General features: G+C 39.1%; 15 protein-coding genes. 7 read left to right on the forward strand and 8 right to left on the reverse strand.

Going from position 1 to position 25,737, the window contains the following annotated elements; translation table 11 throughout:
• Window position 1: 1 nt before the first annotated feature.
• From ES711_RS06785 to ES711_RS06800, 4 genes are read left to right on the forward strand one after another with little or no spacing between them, the layout of a single operon-like run.
• Window positions 2-1,126 (forward strand): efflux RND transporter periplasmic adaptor subunit, encoded by a 1,125-nt coding sequence (locus tag ES711_RS06785; protein WP_146891821.1) that lies wholly within the window; start codon window positions 2-4, stop codon window positions 1,124-1,126.
• A gap of 19 nt (window positions 1,127-1,145) precedes the next feature.
• Window positions 1,146-4,298, forward strand: a complete 3,153-nt coding sequence (locus tag ES711_RS06790) for an efflux RND transporter permease subunit (RefSeq protein WP_146891824.1) — start codon at window positions 1,146-1,148, stop codon at window positions 4,296-4,298.
• Window positions 4,295-5,722, forward strand: coding sequence for an efflux transporter outer membrane subunit (locus tag ES711_RS06795; RefSeq protein WP_146891827.1), 1,428 nt, complete (start codon window positions 4,295-4,297; stop codon window positions 5,720-5,722). The genes ES711_RS06790 and ES711_RS06795 overlap by 4 nt, the downstream gene beginning before the upstream one ends.
• A gap of 11 nt (window positions 5,723-5,733) precedes the next feature.
• Window positions 5,734-6,339 carry a TetR/AcrR family transcriptional regulator gene (locus ES711_RS06800; protein WP_146891830.1) on the forward strand — a complete coding sequence of 202 codons (606 nt, stop codon included), beginning with the start codon at window positions 5,734-5,736 and terminating at the stop codon, window positions 6,337-6,339.
• 236 nt (window positions 6,340-6,575) lie between these two features.
• Here the strand turns inward: ES711_RS06800 and ES711_RS06805 are convergent, their stop codons facing one another.
• Window positions 6,576-7,286, reverse strand: a complete 711-nt coding sequence (locus tag ES711_RS06805; protein WP_170245246.1) for a peroxiredoxin family protein — start codon at window positions 7,284-7,286, stop codon at window positions 6,576-6,578.
• Window positions 7,287-7,463: 177 nt separating this feature from the next.
• Between ES711_RS06805 and ES711_RS06810 the strand changes: the two genes are divergently transcribed.
• Window positions 7,464-7,859 (forward strand): hypothetical protein, encoded by a 396-nt coding sequence (locus tag ES711_RS06810; protein ID WP_146891836.1) that lies wholly within the window; start codon window positions 7,464-7,466, stop codon window positions 7,857-7,859.
• Window positions 7,860-7,932: 73 nt separating this feature from the next.
• Here the strand turns inward: ES711_RS06810 and ES711_RS06815 are convergent, their stop codons facing one another.
• Entirely contained in the window at window positions 7,933-8,934 is a 1,002-nt protein-coding gene (locus tag ES711_RS06815) for an NAD(P)H-dependent glycerol-3-phosphate dehydrogenase (protein ID WP_146891839.1), read from the reverse strand.
• 694 nt (window positions 8,935-9,628) lie between these two features.
• Here ES711_RS06815 and lysM point away from each other — a divergent pair.
• Window positions 9,629-10,126: a peptidoglycan-binding protein LysM gene (gene lysM, locus ES711_RS06820; RefSeq protein ID WP_146891842.1), complete on the forward strand. Its 498-nt coding sequence runs from the start codon at window positions 9,629-9,631 to the stop codon at window positions 10,124-10,126.
• 137 nt (window positions 10,127-10,263) lie between these two features.
• On the opposite strand, the gene ES711_RS06825 is transcribed toward lysM, so the two are convergent.
• Both ES711_RS06825 and mfd read right to left on the reverse strand, forming a co-directional pair.
• Entirely contained in the window at window positions 10,264-11,586 is a 1,323-nt protein-coding gene (locus ES711_RS06825; RefSeq protein ID WP_146891845.1) for a TlpA family protein disulfide reductase, read from the reverse strand.
• Between the two features lie 51 nt (window positions 11,587-11,637).
• Complete coding sequence (gene mfd, locus ES711_RS06830; RefSeq protein ID WP_146891848.1) at window positions 11,638-14,997, reverse strand: transcription-repair coupling factor; 3,360 nt, start codon at window positions 14,995-14,997, stop codon at window positions 11,638-11,640.
• A 232-nt stretch (window positions 14,998-15,229) separates the two neighbouring features.
• Here mfd and ES711_RS06835 point away from each other — a divergent pair, with 232 nt between their 5' ends.
• A complete protein-coding gene (locus ES711_RS06835) occupies window positions 15,230-15,661 on the forward strand; it encodes a tellurite resistance TerB family protein (RefSeq protein ID WP_146891851.1) in 432 nt (143 codons plus the stop codon).
• Window positions 15,662-15,794: 133 nt separating this feature from the next.
• On the opposite strand, the gene ES711_RS06840 is transcribed toward ES711_RS06835, so the two are convergent.
• The 4 genes from ES711_RS06840 to ES711_RS06855 all read right to left on the reverse strand — a co-directional run bounded on the left by ES711_RS06840 (window position 15,795) and on the right by ES711_RS06855 (window position 25,634).
• Complete coding sequence (locus ES711_RS06840) at window positions 15,795-16,232, reverse strand: hypothetical protein (protein WP_146891854.1); 438 nt, start codon at window positions 16,230-16,232, stop codon at window positions 15,795-15,797.
• Between the two features lie 60 nt (window positions 16,233-16,292).
• Window positions 16,293-18,659 (reverse strand): penicillin-binding protein 1C, encoded by a 2,367-nt coding sequence (gene pbpC, locus ES711_RS06845; protein WP_394344882.1) that lies wholly within the window; start codon window positions 18,657-18,659, stop codon window positions 16,293-16,295.
• A gap of 239 nt (window positions 18,660-18,898) precedes the next feature.
• Window positions 18,899-24,481 (reverse strand): alpha-2-macroglobulin family protein, encoded by a 5,583-nt coding sequence (locus ES711_RS06850; RefSeq protein WP_146891860.1) that lies wholly within the window; start codon window positions 24,479-24,481, stop codon window positions 18,899-18,901.
• Window positions 24,482-24,548: 67 nt separating this feature from the next.
• Entirely contained in the window at window positions 24,549-25,634 is a 1,086-nt protein-coding gene (locus tag ES711_RS06855; protein ID WP_146891862.1) for an isoaspartyl peptidase/L-asparaginase family protein, read from the reverse strand.
• Between the last annotated feature and the right edge of the window lie 103 nt (window positions 25,635-25,737).

Below are 25,737 nucleotides of genomic sequence, written 5' to 3' on the forward strand. Positions count from 1 at the left end.
AATGAAAACAATCAAACTCCCTTTAGTATTCGCTTTAAGTATGATCACGCTCTTTATGAGCTGCGGAGAAAAAGAACAAGCACCACAAGGTCCGCAAGGCCCAATGCCGTTTCAAGTAACCGTAATTCCTCAAAAAACGGTCACTGGTTATACCACCTACCCGACAAGTATTGAAGGGGTGAATAATAGTGAAGTGCGGGTTAAAATTTCAGGATACATTACAGATGTATTGGTGGACGAAGGTCAGAAAGTAAGAAAAGGGCAAACACTTTTTAAATTAGAAACCCAGTCCCTTAACCAGGATGCTGCTGCCGCTAAAGCAAACGTCAATGCTGCCCAGGTAGAAGTTGACAAACTTAAACCTCTAGTAGAAAAGAACATCATTAGTGACGTTCAATTGGCCACCGCGAAAGCAAAATTGCAGCAAGCCCAAAGCGCTTACAACAGTATTGGCGCCAATATTGACTACGGTAATATTAAGAGTCCTGTAGATGGCTACGTGGGTTCCATCAGGCTTCGTAAAGGCTCTTTAGTAAGCCCAAGTAACCAAGAACCTTTAACTACTGTATCTGACATCAGTCAAGTGTATGCGTATTTTTCAATGAATGAAAGAGAATATTTAGATTTTATTCAAAATGCAGAAGGCAATACCATTCAAGATAAAATTAAAAACTTTCCTAAAGTGACTTTAATTTTAGCCAATGGGACTCCTTACGAAAAAGAAGGCACTATTGAAACCATTAACTCTCAAGTGAATGCCAATACTGGATCTATTTCTTTCCGTGCCGTGTTTAATAATGATGCGCGCTTATTAACTAATGGTAACAGTGGTAAAATTAGAGTTCCTAAAACCTATACAGATGCTGTAGTCGTTCCTAAGGAATCTACCTATGAGCAACAAGGCAGCTACTACGTGTATAAAATAGCTGAAGATGATATGGCCGTATCCACACGTATTAGTGTGTCCGCTGATGTTAATAACATGTATGTGGTTACTGACGGACTTAAACAAGGGGATAAAATTGTTGCCAAAGGTGTCGCAAAATTAAGAGGTGATACTCAAATTAAACCTATGGAAATCCCTTTTGATAGCGTCGCAAAACCTATTGAAAAAATATTCAGATAATCCACCAAGATAAGAACTTATGTTAAAGATATTTATTGACAGACCAGTACTTTCAACGGTCATCTCCATCATCATTGTGATTTTGGGTTTCCTTGGTCTTACCGCATTACCTATTACGCAATATCCTGATATTGCACCGCCAACCATTACAGTTAACGCCACCTATCCTGGAGCGAATGCTGAAACCATTCTACAAAGTGTGATCATCCCTATCGAGGAACAAATTAACGGTGTAGAGGGGATGACGTACATCACTTCAAGTGCTTCCAATACCGGAACCGCTTCCATTACGGTATTTTTTGATCAGGATGTAGATCCGGATATTGCTGCAGTTAACGTACAAAACCGTGTGGCTCGTGCCAACTCGCAATTGCCACAAGCTGTATTACAAACGGGGGTTACCACGTCTAAACAGCAAACGAGTGCCTTAATGTTTATGTCATTTTACAGTACAAACCCTGATTATGACGACACCTTTATGCAAAACTATCTCAAAATTAACGTCATCCCGGAATTACAAAGGGTTAATGGGGTTGGAGATGTAAACGTTTTTGGAGGTAAAGATTACGCCATGCGCATCTGGTTACAGCCTGATAAAATGGCCGCTTATGGCTTAATTCCTACAGATGTTACTGCCGCTTTGCGGGAACAAAGTTTAGAGGCTGCCGCAGGTTCATTAGGAGAAAATAATGGTGAAGCGTTTAGTTATGTAATTAAATACGGCGGTCGTTTTAAGACCGAAGCACAGTATAGTGACATTATTATTAAAGCATTAGGCAACGGTCAATTCTTAAAGTTATCAGATGTTGCTGATATTGAACTGGGTGCCCAATCTTATGGCGGTGGCTCGATAACCAATGGGAATCCTGCAGTTAACATGGGTATTTTCCAAACGAAAGGTTCTAACGCTCGTGATATCATTATTGAAATTGAAAGTAAGTTAGAAGAGATTAAAGCGAATTTGCCCAAAGGCATTGAAGTCTTTATTCCGTATAACACTAATGAATTCTTGAATGCCTCTATTGAAAAGGTGGTCACCACTTTGGCAGAGGCCTTCTTATTGGTATTCTTGGTGGTGTTTATCTTCTTACAAGATTTTAGATCGACGTTAATTCCTGCCATCGCAGTACCAGTATCGATTATTGGAACATTCTTCTTCCTAAATTTATTCGGCTATTCCATCAACTTATTAACGCTCTTCGCCTTGGTATTGGCCATTGGTATTGTGGTAGATGATGCCATTGTGGTAGTTGAAGCGGTGCACGCCAAGATTGATGAAGGTGAGTCTGATCCGAAGAAAGCTACGGTAGAAGCCATGCACGATATTTCAGGAGCGATTATCTCGATTACCTTAGTAATGTCCGCGGTGTTTATTCCAGTAACCTTTATTAAAGGCCCAACCGGAGTTTTCTATGAGCAATTTGGGGTGACGCTTATTGTAGCGATTATCATTTCGGCAATTAACGCTCTCACCTTGAGTCCAGCCTTGTGTGCCATTTTCCTTAAAGGACACGATGATAAAAATAACAGTAAGAAAAAAGGATTCTTAGGACGCTTTTTTGCTGGCTTCAACAGAGGTTTTGATGCCACAGTTACGAAATACGGAAAATCTGTACATTTCCTATACAGAAATAAATGGGTAACCGTGCTCGTATTAATTGCATCCGTTGGAGCTATTTATTGGTCCTCATCTGAATTGAAAACGGGATTCGTACCGGATGAAGATAGAGGAATTGTATTCGTCAACGTTGAACTTCCAGCAGGTTCTTCAATAGATAGAACCGATCAGGTCAATAAGGATTTATACGATAAATTAATCCAAATTCCTGGTGTAAAAGGTGGGTCATTGATTAAAGGAAGCAGCTTCTTAGGAGGTGCAGGTAACAACTACGGATTAGGTTTTATCCGTTTAGACGACTTAAAGGATAGAGGAGCTGATTCACTTTCCGCCCAAAGTATTACGGGTAAAATGTTTGGTGTGGCTGCGCAAATTCCGGAAGCAAATATTATTTTCTTCTCCCCACCAAGTATCCCAGGTTTTGGTAACTCTACCGGGGTGGAGCTGAATTTATTAGACCGTTCTGGCGGAAGCTTTACGGATTTGGATAAAGTAACCCAAGAGTTTATTGGGAAATTATCACAGCGTCCGGAGATTCAATATGCACAATCTTCATTTAACACCAAATATCCGCAGTACGAGATTGATCTTAATGCCGAGTTGGCAAAAGAATTAGGCGTGCCTATTAGTGACATCTTTTCAACCTTACAAGGGTATATTGGAAGTATATTTGCGGCAGATTTCTCAAGATTTGGGAAGCAATACCGGGTATACGTCCAAGCCTTACCTGAAGACCGAGCTCAAGAGAGCGATTTAGGGAAGTTGTACGTGCGTACCAGCACCGGAGAGATGACGCCAATTACGACATTTGTAAATTTGAAACGTGTGTACGGACCACAATCCGTAACCCGATTCAACTTGTTCAACTCCGTAACCCTAAACGCGGCTATCGCTCCTGGATATAGTTCAGGTGACGCCATTAAAGCGGTTGATGAAGTTGCGCAAACCTTGCCTGCAAATTACACCACAGCCTATTCTGGTCTGACCCGAGAGGAAGTGAGTGCAGGTAACCAAACCACGACCATTTTTATTCTGTCGCTCGTTTTTGTGTATTTCTTATTGGCAGCACAGTATGAAAGTTATTTAACGCCTTTCTCTGTATTATTATCATTGCCATTAGGTGTCTTTGGAGCTTACTTTGTAACCCAACTTACAGGGTTGCAAAACAACATTTATTTCCAGATTGCATTAATTATGCTACTCGGTCTGTTGGCCAAGAATGCGATTTTAATTGTGGAGTTCGCGTTGCAGCGACGTCGAAACGGAGAATCGCTGTTAGAAGCGGCCATTAATGGTGCTGAAGCGCGTTTACGACCTATTTTAATGACCTCATTCGCGTTTATCTTAGGATTATCGCCCTTGGTGTTTGCAAACGGCGTAGGTGCAGCAGGTAACCGTTCCATTGGTACGGGAGCTGTAGGAGGCTTATTGATAGGAACCATCCTTGGGGTATTCGTTATTCCAATCCTGTTCATATTTTTCCAATGGTTACAAGAGAAAATATCTGGAGCACCACAACCAAAAGTAGAACTTAAAGAAGAATCAAACTCATGATAGCAATTTTTAAAACCCGCACCGTTAAGTATATGCTTATGCTGACCGTTTCAGCATTTACCCTGCAAAGTTGTTTTGTAGCAAAAGACTATACACGTCCAGAAGTAGAGGAAACTGAAAATCTGTACAGAACAGATGCCTTACCAACGGACAGCCTTTCTATGGCTGACATGTCCTGGAAGGAACTGTTTAATGACCCCTATTTGGTTCAGTATATTGAAGAAGGCCTTCAAAATAATATCGACATCCGTGTCGCCATTCAACAAGTATTAGCGGCAGAAGCCTATGCAAAACAAGGCAAGGCAGGTTTTTTACCGACCCTTGGCGCCAATGCCAGTGCCAACAGATCTTATTTTTCTGATAATGGCCAACAAGGCGCCCAATTTACTGGTAGTGGAAAAGATCATATAGATCAATTTCAGCTGGGTGGCAATGTATCTTGGGAAGCTGATATCTGGGGAAAAATACGCAGTAACAAGCGCGCAACCGATGCAGATTATCTAAGAACTGTGGCCGCACATCAAGCGGTAAAATCGCGCTTGGTGGCTGATATTGCCGCAACGTACTACCAACTGCTAGCTTTAGATGCGCAGTTGGATATTACGGAAAAAACCATTGCTATAAGAGACAGCAGTGTCAGTACCATTAAAATCCTAAAAGACGCTGGGAATGTGACCCAAGTGGCTGTTGATCAAAATATTGCTCAGTACAATAACGCAAGAGCTTTACAAGTGGATTTAGAAACTGCAATTTTTCAAACAGAAAATACCTTGAGTATTTTATTGGGGCAACAACCTCAACAGTATGAGCGCAGTATGTTAGATGAACAAGAATTACAATCGGACATCAAATTAGGGGTGCCTTCAACGTTGTTGCGCAACCGTCCTGATGTTATTGCTGCGGAGTACAATTTGGTCAGAGCTTTTGAAATGACCAATGTAGCGCGTAGTAATTTCTATCCGTCATTGACCTTGACTGCTGGAGGAGGATTTCAAAGCTTGCAATTGGATGAACTGGTAAGTACGAGTTCCTTGTTTGCGAACATTGTTGGCGGATTGGCACAACCAATCTTTAACCAGCGAAAAATCAGAACCCAAAAAGAAGTTGCTGATGCGCAACAAGAACAAGCCTTATTGGAGTTTAAACGCTCCTTATTGATTGCAGGTAATGAAGTGTCTAACGCGCTGTATGCTTACAACCAAGAAACCAAAAAGTTTGAATTCCGCGAGTTGGAAGTTGAAGCTTTAAGAAATGCTGAAAATAATTCTATGGAATTATTGAAAAACGGCTATGCCAATTATTTAGACTTATTGATTTCGAGACAAAGCGCATTGAGTTCTGAATTAAACATGATTGACAGCAAATTACAACAGTTGTTGACTATTGTTGATTTATACGAAGCCCTTGGTGGTGGTTGGAAATAATTGAGAATGGCATGACCACAAAATCGGATCTTTTGGAATGCTCAATTTTAAACTTTACCCAGTTTGGAAGTAAAGGTTTTACTTTAGACGAACTGGCGAGTTCATTGGGCATTTCAAAAAAGACGATTTATAAATATTTTGACACTAAGGAAGACTTAGTATCTCAGAGTTTGTCTTTTTTATTGGATAAATACCGTGTTGAAATAACTGCTATTGTTAATGATGCCACGACAGACGCCATTGAAAAGATCATCCTGATCTACAAAAAAGGATTTGCATACCTAAAACATTTTAAGCCGTCCTTCTTATTCGGCATTAAAAAATACTACCCAAAGGCCGATAAGGTCTTTAGCGATTTTTCAGATGAATTGGTGCATGGCACCATTTTCTCTTTATTAACCGAAGCGAAGACCTTAGGACTTCTAAAAGAGGTGATTCAGATAGACTTAGTATGTCATCTTTACTTTTTACGACTTGACAACATCGCCTTCAAAAACGACAATCTTTTTGATTTATATTCAAACGATGTTATCCTGCAGCACTTAATTATTGTAAATCTGAGAGGAATTGTAGTGGATAGTTATAACAATCGTTTTTTCTATCTGGACAAAGAGTAGGATCTGAAAGAATTATTCTTGGTAAAAAAATCATTCATTTCTGGTTAAGAGTGTCAAAATAGGCAAAGATTATTGTTGGTGGAAAACACCAACAATGGCAATAATCTTATTGTTGGTGGAAAACACCAACAATGGCAATAATCTATTGTTGATGGAGAACACCAACAATAGCAATAATGAATTTAATTAAATTATTCTCTCATTTTTTTATATGGCATCGAGGAAGTTTCGCCGTTCTACTCATTTTTTAGATATGCTTCTAAATCGATCTCATCAACATCTCTGAACGTCCCGATAAGGTTGCCATTTTGATCAATTACCAAGGTTGATGGAAATCTTGAAATGGCATATTTCTCTATAAAATTGCGGCCATCTGCCACCAAAGCAAAATTTGAATCTTCACGATCAAAACCTTTCTTTACATTACTCTCAGAATCATTAAATATGAGAATTGCCTTCACTACATCTTTATGATCTAAAGCGTTTATTTTATCATCTAATTCCTGAATTTCGTGCTTTTTAAATCTGAAGGTTGTGGCTTCCATTTCAAACCTGAGAATAACTAGTTTACCTTTTAAGTTAGAAAGCTCAATAGTCTCATTAGTTATGGTTTGCAATTTAAAATTTGGAAAGTCGCCTTTATGATACGAATCCAAAAATGTATCAGTCACGCCACCTTTCCGATTAGGATCATACAAATACCGTGTGATGTTTCCCGCATTATCAATTACTCTCTCAAGAAATAGGTTTGGATTTTCCTCTATGAGCTTGTAAAAATTCTCCTCCGGCACTTGGGTATCTGTTCCTTTGTAATACACTTTAGATACATGAAAATCCGTGTCTACATACGACTTTGTATGTTGTATGCCAATACTGTCTTGCTGACCATAAGTTGGCATATTAGGCATCAACAGTAACATTAAAATTATAACTAGGCTTTTCTTCATTGTCATTAAATTTTATTGATCATTAGAAATCTTATCTAAGATAGAGACACAAATTTTGATGGTATTGAAGACAATTTCGGTTTTTTTTTTCGAAAAATCAGTACGGAAAGCAACATTCCTTATAAAATAGTAACTTTACGACGTAATTAAAACACATCCTCATTTGCAGGAATTCACATGAAAAAAGACATCCAAATTCCAGAAGTTGAAGGCGTACATGTAGCGGTGGTTAACGAATACAATGACATTTACAAAACCCAAGATTGGAATGCCTATATCATTAACGACAAAGACGTCGATTTAGAAGTGGTGCTGATTGTCACCAGTGGATATTCAGACAAAAAAATGACGTCCATCTTCAGAAAAAAATTAGACGCCCTGCCTAAAAAAAGTTATGCTAAAATTGAGCTGATGCAAGAGGAGTTATTTGCACTAAATAATGAATTTAGAGTCACGTTTTTTGTGGGGAATACCATGTATGAAAAGACTTATCTCTTCAGAAAAAACACGATCAATGAAAAAGCTTTGCAGACCATTCCTTTAATGACCGTAAAAGGAGTACTGGTAAAATAATAAAGTTCCTGCCTCAGCAGGACCTTTTGTGTTATAATAAGCCCATTCTTTATTGGAGGCGTCGGACTTTATATTAATCCAATTTATCCGTAAGTTTCTGAAAGGTACGTTTCGGATCTTTGTCTTCATATAGTATTTGATAAACGGCATTGATGATGGGCAGCTTATCAATGTCTTCACTCTTTTTAGTGAGTTTATAAGCACTTTTAGCGGCATAATAGCCTTCCGCCACCATATTCATTTCCATTTGTGCAGATTTAACCGTATAACCCTTCCCAATCATATTACCAAACATTCGGTTACGTGAAAAGAGCGAATACCCTGTGACCAACAAATCACCTAAATATGCGGAATCATTAATATTCCGTTTCATTTTGTGGCGTTTCTTGATAAACCGTTTCATTTCGCGAATGGCATTACTCATCAAAACACTCTGAAAATTATCGCCATACCCCAAACCGTGAGCAATTCCAGCAGCGATGGCGTAAATATTCTTAAGCATTACAGCATATTCAATGCCCACAACATCATCGCTGGTTGAGGTTTTAATATAATCGCTTGCCAACGTTTTGGCAATGGCCTTGGCTTTAGTTTCATCGGCACAGGCAATGGTTAAATAGGATAGGCGCTCTAAAGCCACCTCTTCCGCATGACAAGGCCCTGCAATAACTGCTGTGTTTTCAAAAGGCACATCATAGACATCATGAAAATGTTCGCCCACCAATTTTCCAGTTTCAGGCATGATGCCTTTAACTGCTGAAACAATGATCTTATCTTTAACATCCGCAGTTAGTTTCGATAATTCGCCATGAATAAATGCTGACGGAATCACAAAAATGAGCACGTCAGCATAGGCTGCCATGTCATTAATGTCATTGCTCAATTTTAACTGGGACGTTTTAAATTCTACAGAGCTTAAATAACTCGGATTGTGTTGTTCCTTTAATAAATGTTCTTTTATGTAGGTGCTACGCATATACCAACCCACTTCATCAAGATTTTCGCAAAGCATTTTCACAATGGCCGTTGCCCAACTTCCTGATCCAAAAACAGCATATTTTGTAGGTGTATCCATAAGTTTTTTAATTAAATGAATTCAAAAATACACAAATAAAATGTGATTCCATTTCAAAACCTCGAGCTCCAAACCTTTTGGCAGGTGTTTTAAAAACTATCAAAGTGCAATCTTAAAATTGCACGATTATAATCATACATCTATTTAAAATTTTCGTTCACTTTAAGTGATGATTCTAAATTGGTTACTGTCATTTCGGATGATTTGAAGATAGGCCATCCCCAAGTTTAACTTAATTCGATCCTTAAATTTAAAGGTTCGAAGGTTGTTAATGTTCCGAATAATGACTTTTATGAGTTAAAGAATGCCAACAGCAATTCGCATTAAAAAACATTAACATTAGATTATGATTATTTTGACAATGAACTTTTAAAGTTGAGCGTTATTAATGATCAGGAGATATCTCCAATATATTATAAATGCGACACAAAAACCTGCAGACGATTCCAGCGCCAAGAAAATGCTAGAAATTCAGAAAAACGAGAGCAGTAAACCGCAAAGACTGATAACTTAAGAGAAAAACTAGAAGCTAAATTTTGGTTGGTTATTTAGCTTTTAGTAACGCCCATCTGATGTATTTTGGATGGGCGTTCTTTTTTTAACAATATATTGACAAGTTGCCCGTCAAATTTTCAAATACTTATTGTAAATTACCTCTTCAATTATAATTTTAATCTTAAAAACTTAAATCAATATGGGATTATTTTCATTTATTAAAAATGCTGGAGCTAAAGTATTTGGCGTAGGAAAGAACGACGCTGAAGAAAAATCTGAAGCCACTGCAAAAGCTGCCGCAGACGAATTAAAAACTGAGGAGGCTGGCGCTAGAAAATTAGAAGAAACAATTAGAGATTTACAACTGAATGTTGAAAACTTAAAAGTACATGTTGATGATGACATGGCCACCGTTTCCGGTAAAGCGCTTGACCAATCAACTAAGGAAAAAGTAGTATTGGTTATTGGTAACACTAATGGCATTGCTTCAGTTGATGATCAGATGACTGTAGACCATGTTGAGCCAGAAGCCCGTTTTCATACGGTGATTAAAGGAGACACTCTTGGTAAAGTTGCCAAACAATATTACGGTAACGCTATGAAGTATCCGTTGATATTTGATGCCAACAAACCGATGTTGTCCGATCCTGATAAAATATATCCGGGTCAAGTACTCCGCATTCCGAGTTTGGAATAAGACAATAAAAAGAAGCCGTCTCAAAACTAATTGAAACGGCTTTTTTTATATTCATGTCTCGGACAGCTGTTCGAGAATAGTTCTCAAATATTCAACTCTCATAGAGATTGCACAACTATTGAGACGCATTCTTTTTTTTATAGCGTTTTTAAAACCGATTTCAAATCTTCTAAAGAATGTGGTTTTGCCACAATTATTTTATCCTTATCCAACACAAAATAGGTTGGCGTTAACTCAATGCCATACACATCGGTAATAGGATTATTCCATTTCTCCAAGCCTATAACTTGAACAAAATTAGGATAGTTGGCAATTTCTTTCTTCCATTGTGCGACATTGTCTTCCAAACCATAAGCCACCACCTGTACTTTTTGCTTAGGCATTTTATCCACGATGTCTCTAACTTGAGGTAGTTCTGATAAACAATGTGAGCAAGAGCTGCTCCAAAAAATCAATACATAATGTTCCGCGTTGTTTAAGCCATGAAGTGAGGTGTTCATCTTTTTGCCTTTCTGTTCCATCTCTATAGGAAAATCGGTGGCAACTGTACCTATTGCCGTATTTTTATAAACCGTTAACTGGGCTTGAAGCGCACTGTTATTTTGTTTTTTAGCAAGATCTAATAAATAGGTATCTGTGATGTAATTGGCAACTGTAGACGCTTCAATTTGCACCATATTATTCCAGACCGCTTGTAGTAAAACCATTTTAATCTCGGCGTTCTCTACACCTATATAACCGACCAAATTATCAATTTGTTGCTTATAAAAAGTATCTGTTGGATTGGCCGTCATTCCGAAAACATAGGCCATCACTCTGTCGGACAAAAACTCTGAACTCTGCAACAGCGGATTGCTGAAATCGACATGCTTTAAGTAGGTGTCTTTCAGATTCGCAGAATAGGTGGACAGATCTTCATAGGTTTCAGGAATATAGGGTTTATTGGCGGCAATAAAGACCGAAACCATGCTGTTTTTAGCGGCCAATTCAAAGGCATCTTGGGTTTCCTTTAAGGTCTTGAAAATGTCTTTAAAAGCCTCTTTATCGTCACTTTCCTGCGCATAAAAATTGCTTATGGCGCGGTTAATCATCTCAATACTGTTAGTGTAAGACGCCCACAATTTGTTCTCGTTAGACTCTTTAAACTCTAAGCCTTCCGTTAAGCTGAAGTTTAAAACAACATCTTCCTTGCCATTATAGATCAAATCAAAATTATGATCTTGTTGCGGCACACCGTATACTATTTTATAAATTCCGGTAGTGCTGGTGGTGTCCAACTCAATTCTGAAATGGCCATTTTCATCCACCTTCGCACGGTCCATATATATTGAGCCGGTGGGGTTGGATTTATAGACAAAGGCATAGGTAAACTCGTTGGCTGGCGAAAATGTGCCTTGTATGCTGTGTTGTGCCATTAAAAGTGTTGGCATAAACGCCAATACGAACATTATTTTTTTCATGTGGACTCAATTTTATTTTTAGTCGTCTTTAATATCGCTATGATTCAATAATCAAGCCACTATAGGTTGTAACACCGATAAGGCTTGTTTTACGGTTTTTACGTGATCAAAAGTAAGTAATAAGCGCAAACCCGTTCGGGTTTGTTTTTCTTTCATTTTCGCCAAATTAGGACGGGTTTGGATATATTGCAGTACACGCGTAAAACCGTTACTTTGATAAAAAGCACTATTTTGATCATTGATAAAATACCCAATCATTTTGCCTTGTTTCATGATCACTTTTTCCAAACCGATTTTTGTGGCAATCCATTTGATACGGACACTATTCAACAAATCAATCACTTGTTTTGGCATTTCTCCAAAACGGTCAATCAAGTCGCTTTCAAATTTTTGTAGCTCTTCCTCGGTTTTGATGTCGTTCAATTTGGTGTATAAATTTAAACGCTCCGTAATATTGTTCACATAATCATCAGGAAACAACAATTCAAAATCGGTATCAATCGTGATGTCCTTTACGTATTCTTTTTCTACTTGATCATCTTGATACAAATCTCTAAACTCATTTTCCTTCAATTCTTCAATGGCTTCATTTAAGATTTTCTGATAGGTATCAAAGCCAATATCGTTGATAAATCCGCTTTGTTCACCTCCCAATAAATCGCCCGCACCTCTAATCTCCAAATCTTTCATGGCAATATTAAAGCCACTGCCCAACTCGGTAAATTGTTCTAAAGCAGTGATACGTTTTCGGGCATCATCCGTCATAGCAGAATATTCTGGAGTGATGAAATAGCAAAAGGCCTTCTTGTTACTCCGGCCTACACGACCGCGCATCTGATGCAAGTCACTCAACCCGAAATTATTCGCGTTATTGATAAAAATGGTGTTCGCATTGGAGACGTCTAATCCACTCTCTACAATGGTAGTACTGACCAACACATCAAATTCACTGTTCATAAAACCGAGCATTAGCTGCTCCAGTTTTTTACCGTCCAATTGCCCATGGCCAATGCCAATTTTTGCATCAGGCACCAAACGCTGAATCATGCCAGCAACTTCCTTAATGTTTTCTATACGGTTATGGATGAAAAATACTTGGCCCCCACGCTGAATTTCATAGGTTATCGCATCCCGAATGATTTCCTCACTAAAACGGACCACGTGACTCTCTATAGGGTATCTGTTTGGCGGTGGCGTTGTAATAACCGATAAATCACGCGCGGCCATTAAACTGAATTGCAAAGTTCTAGGAATTGGCGTTGCGGTTAAGGTCAAGACATCTACATTATCCTTGAGTGTCTTTAATTTTTCTTTGACGGCAACACCAAATTTTTGCTCTTCATCAACAATCAATAAGCCTAAATCTTTGAATTTTACATTTTTATTGACCAATTGGTGTGTACCGATGATGATGTCTACAATCCCACTTTCAAGACGCTCCAAAGTGTCGCGCTTTTCTTTAGTGGTTCTGAATCGGTTTAAATAATCGACAGTTACGGGAAAATCCTTTAAGCGTTCCGTAAATGTTCTAAAATGTTGGTAGGCCAAAATGGTTGTAGGCACTAACACTGCCACTTGTTTACCGTTGTCAACAGCTTTAAAAGCTGCTCTGATGGCGACTTCCGTTTTACCAAATCCAACATCCCCACAAACCAATCGGTCCATAGGACGCTCGCTTTCCATATCTTCTTTAATATCGGCGGTAGCAGTGCTTTGGTCAGGCGTATCTTCATAAATAAAGGAGGCCTCCAACTCTAATTGCATCGTACTGTCCGGGTGGTATTGGTACCCTTTTTCAAGCTTCCGCTTGGCATACACTTGAATCAAGTTAATAGCAATCTCCTTAACCCTCGTTTTGGTCTTTTGCTTTAAAATTTTCCAAGCGTTACTTCCAAGTTTATAGATTTTTGGTGGTTTCCCATCTTTGCCATTAAACTTGGTGATTTTATGCAAGGAGTGAATGCTCAAATACAGCACATCGCGTTCGCCATAAATCAGTTTGATGGCTTCCTGTTTCTTGCCTTCAACATCAATTTTTTGAAGTCCTCCAAAACGACCGATACCGTGATCAATATGCGTTACATAATCGCCAATATCAAGTTTGGTGAGTTCTTTAAGCGTGATCGCTTGCTTTTTTGCGTAGCCATTCTTAAGGTGGAATTTATGGTAGCGTTCAAAGATTTGATGGTCTGTATAACAGACGATTTCATTATCATGATCAATAAATCCTTGAAATAGAGATAATACAATAGTTTTATAATGGACGCCTTGTTCTAAAGCGCGATGACGTTCTGTATTGGCATCTTCAAAAATATCATGAAAGCGTTTGGCCTGCTGCTCACTTACACAAGCAATATAATTAGTGTAGCCTTTATCGTGATAGTTATTTAAGTCTTCAATCAGCAAATCAAATTGCTTATTGAACGAAGGTTGCGGAGCTGTATGAAAATCGATGGTTTGTGTGCCCAAAACCGTAATGGTACCGAATTCAACCAATGTAAAATCGAGCATCTGTCGTTTCAACAAGGTAGAACTACAAAATAATTCTTCTGGCGAGGCGTGCTTAATTTCTGTAGATAAGGTTTTAAAGGCTTCTTCAGCTTTACTAAAAAAGTCATCGATTCGAGAAAAAAGCAAATCAGCATTTTTAGTAAAAATGACGGTTTTGGCTGCAATATATTTTAGAAAACTCTCCCGATTTTCGTTTAGAAACTTGTTTTCAACATTAGGAATAACGTTAATTTTTTTGATAAGCTCCGTTGATAACTGGGTTTCAACATCAAAAGTCCGAATACTGTCTACCTCATCACCAAAAAACTCAATCCGGTAGGGTTCATCATGCGAAAATGAAAAGACATCTACAATACCGCCACGCACAGAAAACTCGCCAGGTTCAGTCACAAAATCCACACGTTTAAATTGATATTCAAACAGTACTTCGTTTACAAAATCTATAGAAAGATGATCATTGACGGATATTTTGAGTGTATTCCGTTCCAATTCCTTTCTCGTCACCACTTTTTCAAAAAGGGCATCTGGATAGGTAACAATAATTGCAGGTTTTTTTCGCGAATTGATTCGATTTAAAACCTCAGCACGTAATAACACATTGGCATTGTCCGTTTCTTCAATTTGATACGGACGACGGTAGCTCCCAGGGTAAAAGAGGACATCTTTATCATTGAGCAACAATTCCAAATCATTGAGATAGAATGCAGCTTCTTCCTTGTCATTAAAAACCAGTAAAAATGGCTGGTCTGCGGTCTTAAAAGCTTCTGTAATAACAAAACTTAAAGAAGACCCCACCAAGCCCTTTAAATGGGTCTTACTTTGATGTACGGCAATAGCAGTCTGCAGATTATGCGTTTGCAAAGTCTGTGCATAGGATTGCGAGAGATGTGATTTACTCAAGAAAATTTATTTTGAACAAAGATAAAGTTTAGATTTCAATTGGAACTTATTGAAATTGTGAATTTCATCTTAAATAATTGTAACCGCTGATGGCATTCTCCGCGGTCAGAAAAGAGGTCTTAAGATGCTGAGATGGTTATAATGCTGCGTATTTTCATTATATTTATTATTCCAATAATCAAAAAAAATGTAGTTTTGCACACAACCTATATTGGGATTAAAACAAAAAGATATGTCAATTTCAGATTTATTTGATAGCGGATTTAAGAGACGTAATGAAGATCACTTTGCATCTATAGTTAGAGTAGCCATGGATGATGGTATTATTACCGATGATGAAAAAGCCTTCTTAGATCGCTTAGCGCGTAATTTAGATATTGGTAAGGAAGATTATGAATTGATCTTGAAAGACTATCAATCTCACCCAATTAATCCACCTACATCCTATGACCATCGCTTAGAGCGCTTGTATGATTTGGCCCGTATGGTACATGTAGATCATATCCAAGGCGACAAAGAAGAGCTATTATTAAAAAAAATTGCTATTGGGTTGGGCTTTAGAACGGACAACGTGAAATATGTTGTAGACAAAGCATTAACCTTGGTAGCGGACGGCGTTGATGTAGACACATTTACTGAAGAGATCAAACATATGAATAGATAAGTAGAATTAAGAGCGCTGCGCTTTTAGTTTACAAAAATTAAGATTAGTTTTTGCATAAAACTCAATCAGCAACAAAAAAGAAAACCAGAGTTTATAGCTCTGGTTTTTTTATGGATTAAATTTGAAAGATGGTTTAGAACCACGTATTCCAAGGAATTTTTGCCAAGACACTGATAAGTGCTAAGGTGTAAAAAATAGCCAACACCTTGAATTTTGGTGTGGAAGTCAATTTCTTTTTATGCTTAGAATATCCTATTGTAATCAATACTACCGCGATAATCATCATTAATGGATGTTCTATTATATTTGATCTCAGCAATTTGTCACCCATGACATTTTTCATGCCCAATTCTGAAATGACAGTAAAATAAGGACCGGCAAAAAGCACGATCAGGCCTATAAGTAATTGAATATGTGACACGATCAGTGTAAATAAAGAGATTCTAAAGTCTATAGGGTGGAATTCCTTTTTTCCAAAATATTTAACGAGCGCATTTAGAGCCGCAATTACAATCATCAAAAGAGTCAAGTAAGCCCAATAGGAATGGAGCATTTTTACAGTTTCGTACATAGTTTTTTGTTTGAATGGTTGAAGACAAAAATAGTGATTTTAAATCTTCATTCTGAAGCATTATTCTGAAATTTCAATCCATCGCTTACTTTCATTCCCAAACTCATCTACAATCGTGATGACATGCTTCCCGCGTTTAGGTTTCATGGCAAATTCGTGTATATTTTTAGTGCTGCCCAAATACCGTTCATTTAAATACCAAAAAATTAAAGTTTCAGGCTTGCTGTGTGCGACTTTTAATATTAAATCATTGGTTTGCCCATCAAAATCTGTTGGCAAGAAAATGCTATTGTTTTCTTTTGGGTAGATGAATTCCATAGCAATAGCGTTATCTCTCAAACAATCTTCCCGAAATGGCGGTAAGGCTTTGTAAAATGGGTTTTGAGCCTTATAATAATATTCCATTAGCGGTGGCAACACAAACCATGATGTATGAACAATGTTACTCAAATCTTCACAAGAGGAATTGACTTGATACTGTTCTGATCTATCTAAATGCACCAAAACATGAAACGGGCAAGGTGCTGTTTTTAATCCTGTACGCTGAATAAATTTCTGCTCTTTATCAACGCAGTTTGGAGACGCTCGATATCCCGATTGTACACAAATTTCCACTTCTTGCATTTCATCAAAAGGCTTTGAAAACCACTCGCTGTTGGGCAATACATCAAACACCTCAAACAAAATAGGCGCTGCGGTTTGGACGCCTACCAACCCTGGTCGGCCCTCGCCATCAGCATTACCCACCCAAACGCCAACTACATAATCTTTAGTAGTACCAATAGCCCAGGCATCGCGGAATCCAAAACTCGTACCCGTTTTCCAAGCAATTTGCTTGGAACTATCATAAAATTCCCAATTTTCATTGCCTTCCGGCCGATTGACGTCTTTTAGGCTTTCATAAGTTAGATAAATTGACGCCGCATCGAACAAGGTTTTTTCAGAGGATTTTTTACCGAAATCAATCGATGTTTGATTCAGAAATGTAGGTTCAGTGAATTCATTTGTGTAATATTCACTTGAAGTTTCGTTAAAGTGATTTAAGGTAGACGATAAAGCCGCGTAGCTTTTGCATAAATCCCAGAGATTACTTTCAGCGCCACCCAAAATTAAAGACAATCCGTAATGGTTGGCATTGTAGGTTAAGTCTTTTAAATGCAACGCTTCCAAATAGTGATGGAAACGGTCCAGTCCGAATTCCTGCAACATCCGAACTGAAGGGACATTTAAAGAGCGTGATAAGGCCCGACTGGCAGATACAGCGCCGTCATACTGCTTATCAAAATTCTCAGGATTGTAGCTCCCAAATTGCGTAGGCACATCCGCCACTAAGGTGTTGGGTAAAATATCACCAGCATCCAACATTGCGGCGTATAAAAAGGGTTTTAAAATACTCCCGGTACTTCGAGGTTTGTCAATCACATCCACATCCTTTTGATGGGCTTTGTCTGTTGGAGTATTACCTACATAAGCTATGACTTTACGCGTTCTGACATCCAAAACCAACACAGCGGCGTTGTAAATTTCATTCTGTTTTAGAGTTTGATAATGATTGGACACAATGCTATTGACCTGTTCCTGGATTGGCTTTTTAATGGTGGTTTGAACTGACTGCCCTGAATGGGTTTCTGTAATTTTTTGAAGTAAATGCGGTGCGATTTGTGGCAGCGGATAAGGTTTTTGAGGCAAACCCTCCGCAATGGACAATTGATAGGTTAAGGAATCAATTATTTCCTCAACCATTAATTTGTGCAATAACCGATTGCGTTTGATAAACAGCTGCTCTTGATTTTTCCCCGGATAGATCAAACTCGGTGCATTTGGCAACACTGCCAGTGTGGCGCTTTCAGCCCAAGACAATTGGGAGGCATCTCTATTAAAGTACCGCCAAGAAGCCGCATCAAGACCTACCACATTGCCCCCAAAAGGAGCATTGCTGCTATAATAGGACAAAATCTTTTCTTTGGATGCTCGAAATTCCAAGCGAGTGGCCAACACGATTTCCTTGATCTTTTCAAAATAGGTCCGAGACTGACCCTTTCTAGATAATCGGATGACCTGCTGTGTGATGGTACTTCCTCCTCTTTTGACACCGCCGGAACTTAAATTCTCTTTTAAAGCCTTTGTAATCGACACCGGATTGAAACCAGGATGCTGATAAAAATAAGCATCTTCAAATTGAACAATACAGGTTTTAAACTTGTCAGGGACGGTATCGTTTTGTGGGAATCGCCATTGACCATCTTTAGCAATCATTGCGCCCAAAAGCTCGTTTTTAGAACTTGTGATAACGGTTGCTGTCGGATCCTTAAACAACTGCCTTGGTAAACAGAAATAGTACAGTAGTAGCACTACAAAAATTAGAGCTGATTTGAATTTGTGGCGTTTTATGTAGGTTAAAAGCTTGTTCATGAGTAAAGACCTCATGGGTTTTTGAAACCTGTGAGGTCTGATTGTAATTTATATTTTAATATTTAGATTGCAACCCTTCCGTCTTTAAGCCCTACCCGGGGCTTAAAGCCACCTTCCCTTAGAAAGGGAAGGAAGTTTTTGATTTTGCTTTAAATAATTACTTAATCACCATTTAATCTTCTCCTCCTTCTTAAGGAAGGGTGGATTCAGCCCGAGAATTGGGATGAAGTCGAGGTGGTTCTTATTCTGTCCTTTCACCTCAACACCTCAATCCACCGTCCTTTACTACGTACCATAAACTCATTATCATACATCGCTTCTACCTGAATCCCTGGCAAATAATAAGTTCCCAAATACGACGCATTCAACATGACTGTAAAGGTTTTGGTACCATTTTTACCTTTCTGAGGTAAATCAAAATAAAAGTTGACGCGGTCATCCCTGATATCAGTATATCTGGCTGTACTGGTTGTAGTATCACCAAAAGCAGTAAAACGCGTGTTGACAATGTCCCATCCCGATGGGAATATCTGGGTCAAGGCCACATCATTCACGTCCTGATTTTTAAGATTGCTCACTTTCACCACAGCCACAAAATCCTGCCCTTGATTCAACTTCCCAATATCCAAAACGTTTCCCTTTAAATCTTTATAAACTACGGACACGCTTAAACCACGCTGTTCAGAAAGCTCTTCTCCTAATGGTAGTTTTCCAGAATTCAGCACCCGGACATAGACTAAATTATCTTGATTGTTTTTAAAACTGAAGGAATTATTCCCATTTTTCACGATTAATTCACGTTGGGCAATGGCGCTCTTAGTGTCAATAGTTTCCGATTTGCCGTTGAAGGTATAGTTAACTTTAAGCGATTTCCCACCATTAGCTTCCACCATTTTTGCCATGGCCAATAAACTATAGGCAGTGGTTTGGGTGCTCATCCATTTTGAACTCGATAAATCTTTCGCTAAATCCTGTGCCACCTCACGCATTTTAGGGTTTTTGGTCAACACCATGGTTTCTAAAGCCATGGCACGATTTCTATCCACCGATCCGTAGGTGTAATAATTATACTTTGGCGGCGTAAAATTAATATTGGCGGTACTCGAAATTTTTTGGCTAGCTTCCTTCTGACCTGCCAAAGCATAGGCTGCTGCCAATCGCCATTTGGCCTCGTTGGAAATCTCACTAAACTCCCTTAAACGGTTCATGGCTGCCAAATCTGGACTCCCTGCCAAGGCCAACGTGTACAAACGGTAGGCTTGTGCCAAATCAGTATTCGCGGTCCTGAAACTCGGGCGCCAATCTCTTGCCGCTTGAGTTTGGTAACGCAGCCAATTACTTTTAAATGTCAAGGGTAATACAAAACCTTTTTTCTCGGCTTCCAACATGAAATGTCCGGCATACGTAGTGCTCCAATCATCTACGGTGTGCTCTCCCATCCAATAACTCATCCCACCAGATGCCACTTGATAATTACCCAAGCGCTTTACTCCAGCTTCAATATTCTTTTGAATTTCCTGTTTCTTTTGATTGGTCAAATCAAAAATATCGGTGAGATATAATTGTGGAAACACTGCCGAGGTCACTTGTTCCAAACACCCGTGTGGATATTGGATTAAATAGTGTAAACGTCGGGTAAAATCCATTGAAGGCAAGGTTGAAAATTCAACTTTGGCACTGTTCGTACCCGCTTCTCCCAACGTTGCAAAATCCAAATTTTTGGAAGCGTTGGCTTCTAGAGTTTCATCTAATGATTTTGAAGTTATTGGATTGGGATTATAGACGTCAATATCCACCTTATAACTTGATTTCTCACCATTACCAATTGCAATCACCTCAACGGTATTAAACCCTTTTGCTTTGCTGACGTCCAATTCAAAATAAGTCATTTGTTCATCTGGCCTCGCAAACGTCAGCGATTTTGATGCCGCACCGACTACTGAAATCCCGTCACTTAATTTTAAACTGATATTGACATTTTTCACCTTAGATTCCATGGCAAACACGGTTACCGGTAAGGTCACCTTTTCTCCAGGACTGAGTTTACGTGGTAATGTTGCCAACACCATTAAAGGTTTTTTGACTTGAACCGATTTCTCAGCACTACCGTAAGCTTCGGTATTAGCATCACCAGCAACAACCATCGCTCTCACGGATCCAATATAGTTTGGCATTCTAATGTTGTGTGTTTTACGCTCGCCTGCGCCCAAAGTAAACGGTCCCAAATACTTGACCACGGGTTTGAATCGGTTTGGTTTTTTATTTTTACCGGCGGCAGCATTCGCATCACCCCCAATGGCAAACACCTGATCAATACTTCCACTGTAGGCACCTATGACATCGTCAAAAATATCCCAAGTTTTAACCCCCAAGGCTTCACGCGCATAAAATTCATCCCAAGCATTTGGCGTTTTAAATCGGGTCAGATCCAACAAGCCTTCCTCAACAATCGCCAACGTATAGGTCATTGGTTTCTTATTCTTCTCACTGACCACCACATCAAACTCCTGATCTGGTTGCAGCGCATTTGGCATTTTAATTTCTGGTTTCAGTTTCGTTTCTGGATTTTCAACCATCAACGGAATAACCCCATACAAGCGAAGTGGCAAATCGTTAGCCGTAGTAGCATGCGGTTGTAATAAGGAAATATTGACAAACACGTTAGGTGCCATGTCTTTTGTAATCGGAATATTAACGGTCGTTTCCCCTTGCTTGGTAACAATCCATTTGTAAGACAGCACCTCAGATCCGTTTTCGATACTAATAAGCGCTCGACCTTCAGTACCTGAAGGAAAGGTGATTTGAGCAGACTGCCCTACATTATAATTTTCCTTATCTGCCGCAAACACCAACATTTTGGCTGCTTCTTTGTCCGTATCGGACGAGTTTTGATACCAATTTTTATAGAAATACGCTGTTCTTCCAGTGGCATGTCCACTCTGAGGATCGATGATTCTGATCAAATATCGCCCGCGTTGATGTTCTGGAATGTTTAGCGAAAACTTCCCTTTTCCGTTAGCATCTGTCGTCACCTTTTTATCCAAATAAGGTTTATGATAGGTGCTCGATACATAACTGGACAGGTTGTCTTCAGATGAATTCCACCACCAGCGCCATTCTATTTTATAGACTTTCACTTCGAGATTTTCACGCTGCACAGGTTTGCCTTTTGCATCTACCGTAATAACATCAAACCCTTGATTTTGATCCGTAAAAAAGGTGCCATTTTTATTTTCTTCTGGCGATTTCAATCCAACGAAAGAACTGTAGGGCGCATAGGTTTTGGTGAAGGCATCCAACGAAAAATCACCACCATTTTCAAAAGCACGCACTAGAAATTGAACGTTCAATAATCCGGGGGCATTTTTACCCACGTTTAAAGGTTTGGTAATGTTTGCGACGCCTTCTTCATTTACGTTGCCCTCAAAAACAGTGAGTTCTTCTGAAGAAAACGAACGGGTAGGATCTACGAACTCATAGTCTTTATAATTCTTAAAGCCCTCGTAAGAGGTGCTGAACTTGGCTTTAATTTCGGCTTTTAAATTCTTAGCTGGCGTACCGTGCAACCATTGCACATCTAAGGTGCCATTCAAGGGTTCAGTGCTCGACAAAACCTCATTTTCAAAATCGATCTTGATTTTTAAACGGTTTGGCTTAACGGTTTCTATGCGCAATCCTTTATAAAATGACGCGCCACCAACGGACACTTTTACGTTGTAATTTCCTGTTTTGCCTTCAAACTCTGTAGGCACTGTAAATCGGTAGAAATTATTGATATTTTCCGTGCTGATATTCTTATAAATCAGTTTCCCGCTCGGGTCCGTCACTTCCATTTTAACCGGATGTCCTTTGGGTAATTTGTTGTCGTTATCATTCAACATAAAGGTCAAAAACAACGAATCTCCCGGACGCCAAACTCCACGTTCGCCATAGATATAGCCTTTAAGGCCGCGTTGCAGACTGTTCCCAGACACATCAAATTTGCTTAAGGATAACGAATTGCCATCCACTAGTTTTATATAACTGGTGTTTTTCCCTTTAGTGACAATAGCAAAAGAGGCCACCTTAGTGCTTTTAAAGGTAGCTAAGCCTTCACTATCAGTCGTTGCTTTCCCAATTTCCTGTTGCTGAAAATTGAACAGCCTCACCATCGCCCCCGATTCAGGATTAGTATTCAAAATATTAGTCACCGCAAAATAATAGGTGTTATTCGCACCTTGTTTGGCAATCACCCCCAAATTGGAAGCGATTAGATTTTGGGAAATAACCCGGTTTTCATTAAAATATGCGTCATGACACGGGTTGTTGCGTTCTTCCCAATTATAATTTGAGTTTCTATAGCTGTAGATTAAGTTGTCCCAATATTCTTCTTCCCGCAAATCTTCATCTTCCGTAGTACTTTCATTATAATTATCTTGGTAATACTCATTGTAATAATAGTCATCGTAGGAGTCCTCATCTGAAGTGTTGACGTTAGCATAATTATCACAATCAAAGATGGAATATTCCTTTTTGATGCTCAATTCGATGCGGTAAATCGCACCAGGATCAGCATTAAAAAAGGTTGAAAGATCAATACTGTAGGCTTTCCATTTCCCATGATTTGCCACCGCATCGTTTTGCAAGGTGATGGTTTGTTTGGCAATGCGTCGGCCTACGCGTTTAATAGCCGACTGATTATTGCTCTGAAAATCGTTATCTTGTAGGAACTGCAAGACATTATCTTCAAAAATCTTAATCACCCGGACGTCGACTGCCTTTAAATTAACGGCTTCAAAATTGAATTTAAGTTCATTGGAATTCGGTAAAATTGTGCCATTGCTGATGAGACGCACCTGAGGTTTTAAATCTTCAAAAGAAATGGTTTTAGAAAATGCTTTTTTGAGTTTAAAGCCGTCAGTATTGGCAATACCTTGAAAGACATCGACCAAGGCATCGCCTACCAATTTCGATTCTGGATACACTTTAAGCACGTTGCCGTCTACAATAAACTTTGGATTTTTTGAATTTTTGATGGTTACCAAGCCGTCAAAATTTTGTTGCTTGTTTAAGGGATCCGAAAAGTTAATGGATACCATTTGCTCTGGTGTTTGAACGACTGAAACATTGACAATCGTGAAATTATTGATGCCCGGAATCTTGAATTTACTTTCGCCGGAATTGCTTGCCTTTATGGCTTTGCCATTCCATTTGACTAGAATTTCACTGTCCTCAAGCAGTCGATTGATACTGTCAATTTTAAACTCAAAAACCCGCTCTCTCCCCGCAGCTTCATTCCACTGTAACATGAGTTTTTTCCCGTTTTGCCAAGCTTCAACAAGTTGTTTTGCGATTTTAAGTTCGATAACATCCGCCGATTTTAAAACCGCTTCTACATACTGCCACTTTTTACTGTAGGATTGTAAATTGGTGGTGGCTACATTAAAACTAGGCGTAATGGTTTTGAACTGAAAAGTATAGGTTTTGAATTCTTTGGGCTGATTTTTATTAAGTTCAGCCAAGTTAATACTTACGGTATACTCAGTATCCGGTTTAAGCGGCTCATCCTGTTTAAAAACAAGAGTATGCGCATTTTCAACCACTAATTTTCCCTGAACTTTTGGCTCAATTTTGATAAGATTTTGGTTTATGACCTTTCCCGCAGTCCATCCTTCAACGTCATTTGCCAAGCTGATTAAGATAGGATCGGCATTAGAAACGCGGCCTGCCGTAGTATAACTTATATAATCCCGGAACTTAAAGAGATTATCGGTGTCTTGATCTATAGCATCGTCCTTTTTACAAGAAGCCACTAGACAAAGCAGGAACACAAAAGAAATTATTATTTTAAACGGCATACTGCATGGTATTAGTGCTGCAAAGATTGTAAAACCAATGCAGAATTAAGTCGTATTTTCTGACAAATCATTCTTTGTAAATTCCTAGCGTTAATGTTCCCGACGCATCCATCGAAGCCCTGTACATGCCGGCCGTGTTAAATTCCATGACCATATTGCCATCTTTATCAACCGCAACAATACCACCGTCACCACCTAAATCAGGTACTTTTTTCTGAATGACTTCTCGCGCAGCTTCTTGCAAACTCAAACCTTTATAATCCATCAAGGCAGAAATATCGTGAGCCACCATCGCACGGATAAAATATTCGCCCCAACCCGTACTACTCACGGCACAGGTTGCGTTATTGGCATAAGTACCCGCCCCAATTATTGGTGCATCACCAATGCGTCCCCAGCGTTTATTGGTCATTCCGCCTGTCGAAGTTCCTGCGGAAAGATTTCCGTCTTTATCCAAAGCCACACACCCTACAGTTCCAAATTTTGAATCTTTTATAATCGGGTCATAAAAGGCCGTTTTGTCTCGTGCATTCTTCGTGTCTTCGGCTGCTTTTACCCGTTCTAAGGCTTTAAATCGGTTTTCAGTATAAAAATAGGAAGGGTCAACGAGTTCTATATTTTGCTCTTTTGCAAACAGTTCCGCGCCTTCTCCAGACAACATCACATGTGGGGAGTTTTCCATAACGGCTCTGGCTAAATTGATTGGATTTTTAACCGTTTTAGTTCCTGCAGAAGCACCTGCATTTAAGGTTTTTCCATCCATAATGGAGGCATCCAATTCATTTGTTCCCGCATTTGTAAACACAGCACCTTTGCCTGCATTAAACAGTGGCGAATTTTCTAAAACATTGATGGTTTTTTCCACAGCATCCAAACTCGAACCGCCATTTTTTAAAATCTCGTGCCCCACGCGAATCGCCTCTTCCAGCTTCGCGTTATAGGCTGCTTCATCTTCGGCTGACATATTTTCACGTAAGATGGTACCCGCGCCACCATGGATGACAATAGCAAATTCATTCACTTTTTTTGATTCGGATGTAGCGTTCGTTTTTGACTCAGAAGTTGTTTCCTGTTCCACCATTGGGGTGTTTTGATCATTTTTACAGTTTAGAAACAGGAGCATTAAAAACGGGACATAAATAAGGTTTTTCATAGCGTATAGATTGAATTTCAGCCTTAAAGTTAGCTTATTTTTAAGGAGGGTAGGCTTCAAAAAGCGACATATTATTGCTATCTTCGCAAACATCATTAATTAA

Source organism: Gelidibacter salicanalis, assembly GCF_007997285.1.
Lineage (GTDB): Bacteria > Bacteroidota > Bacteroidia > Flavobacteriales > Flavobacteriaceae > Gelidibacter > Gelidibacter salicanalis.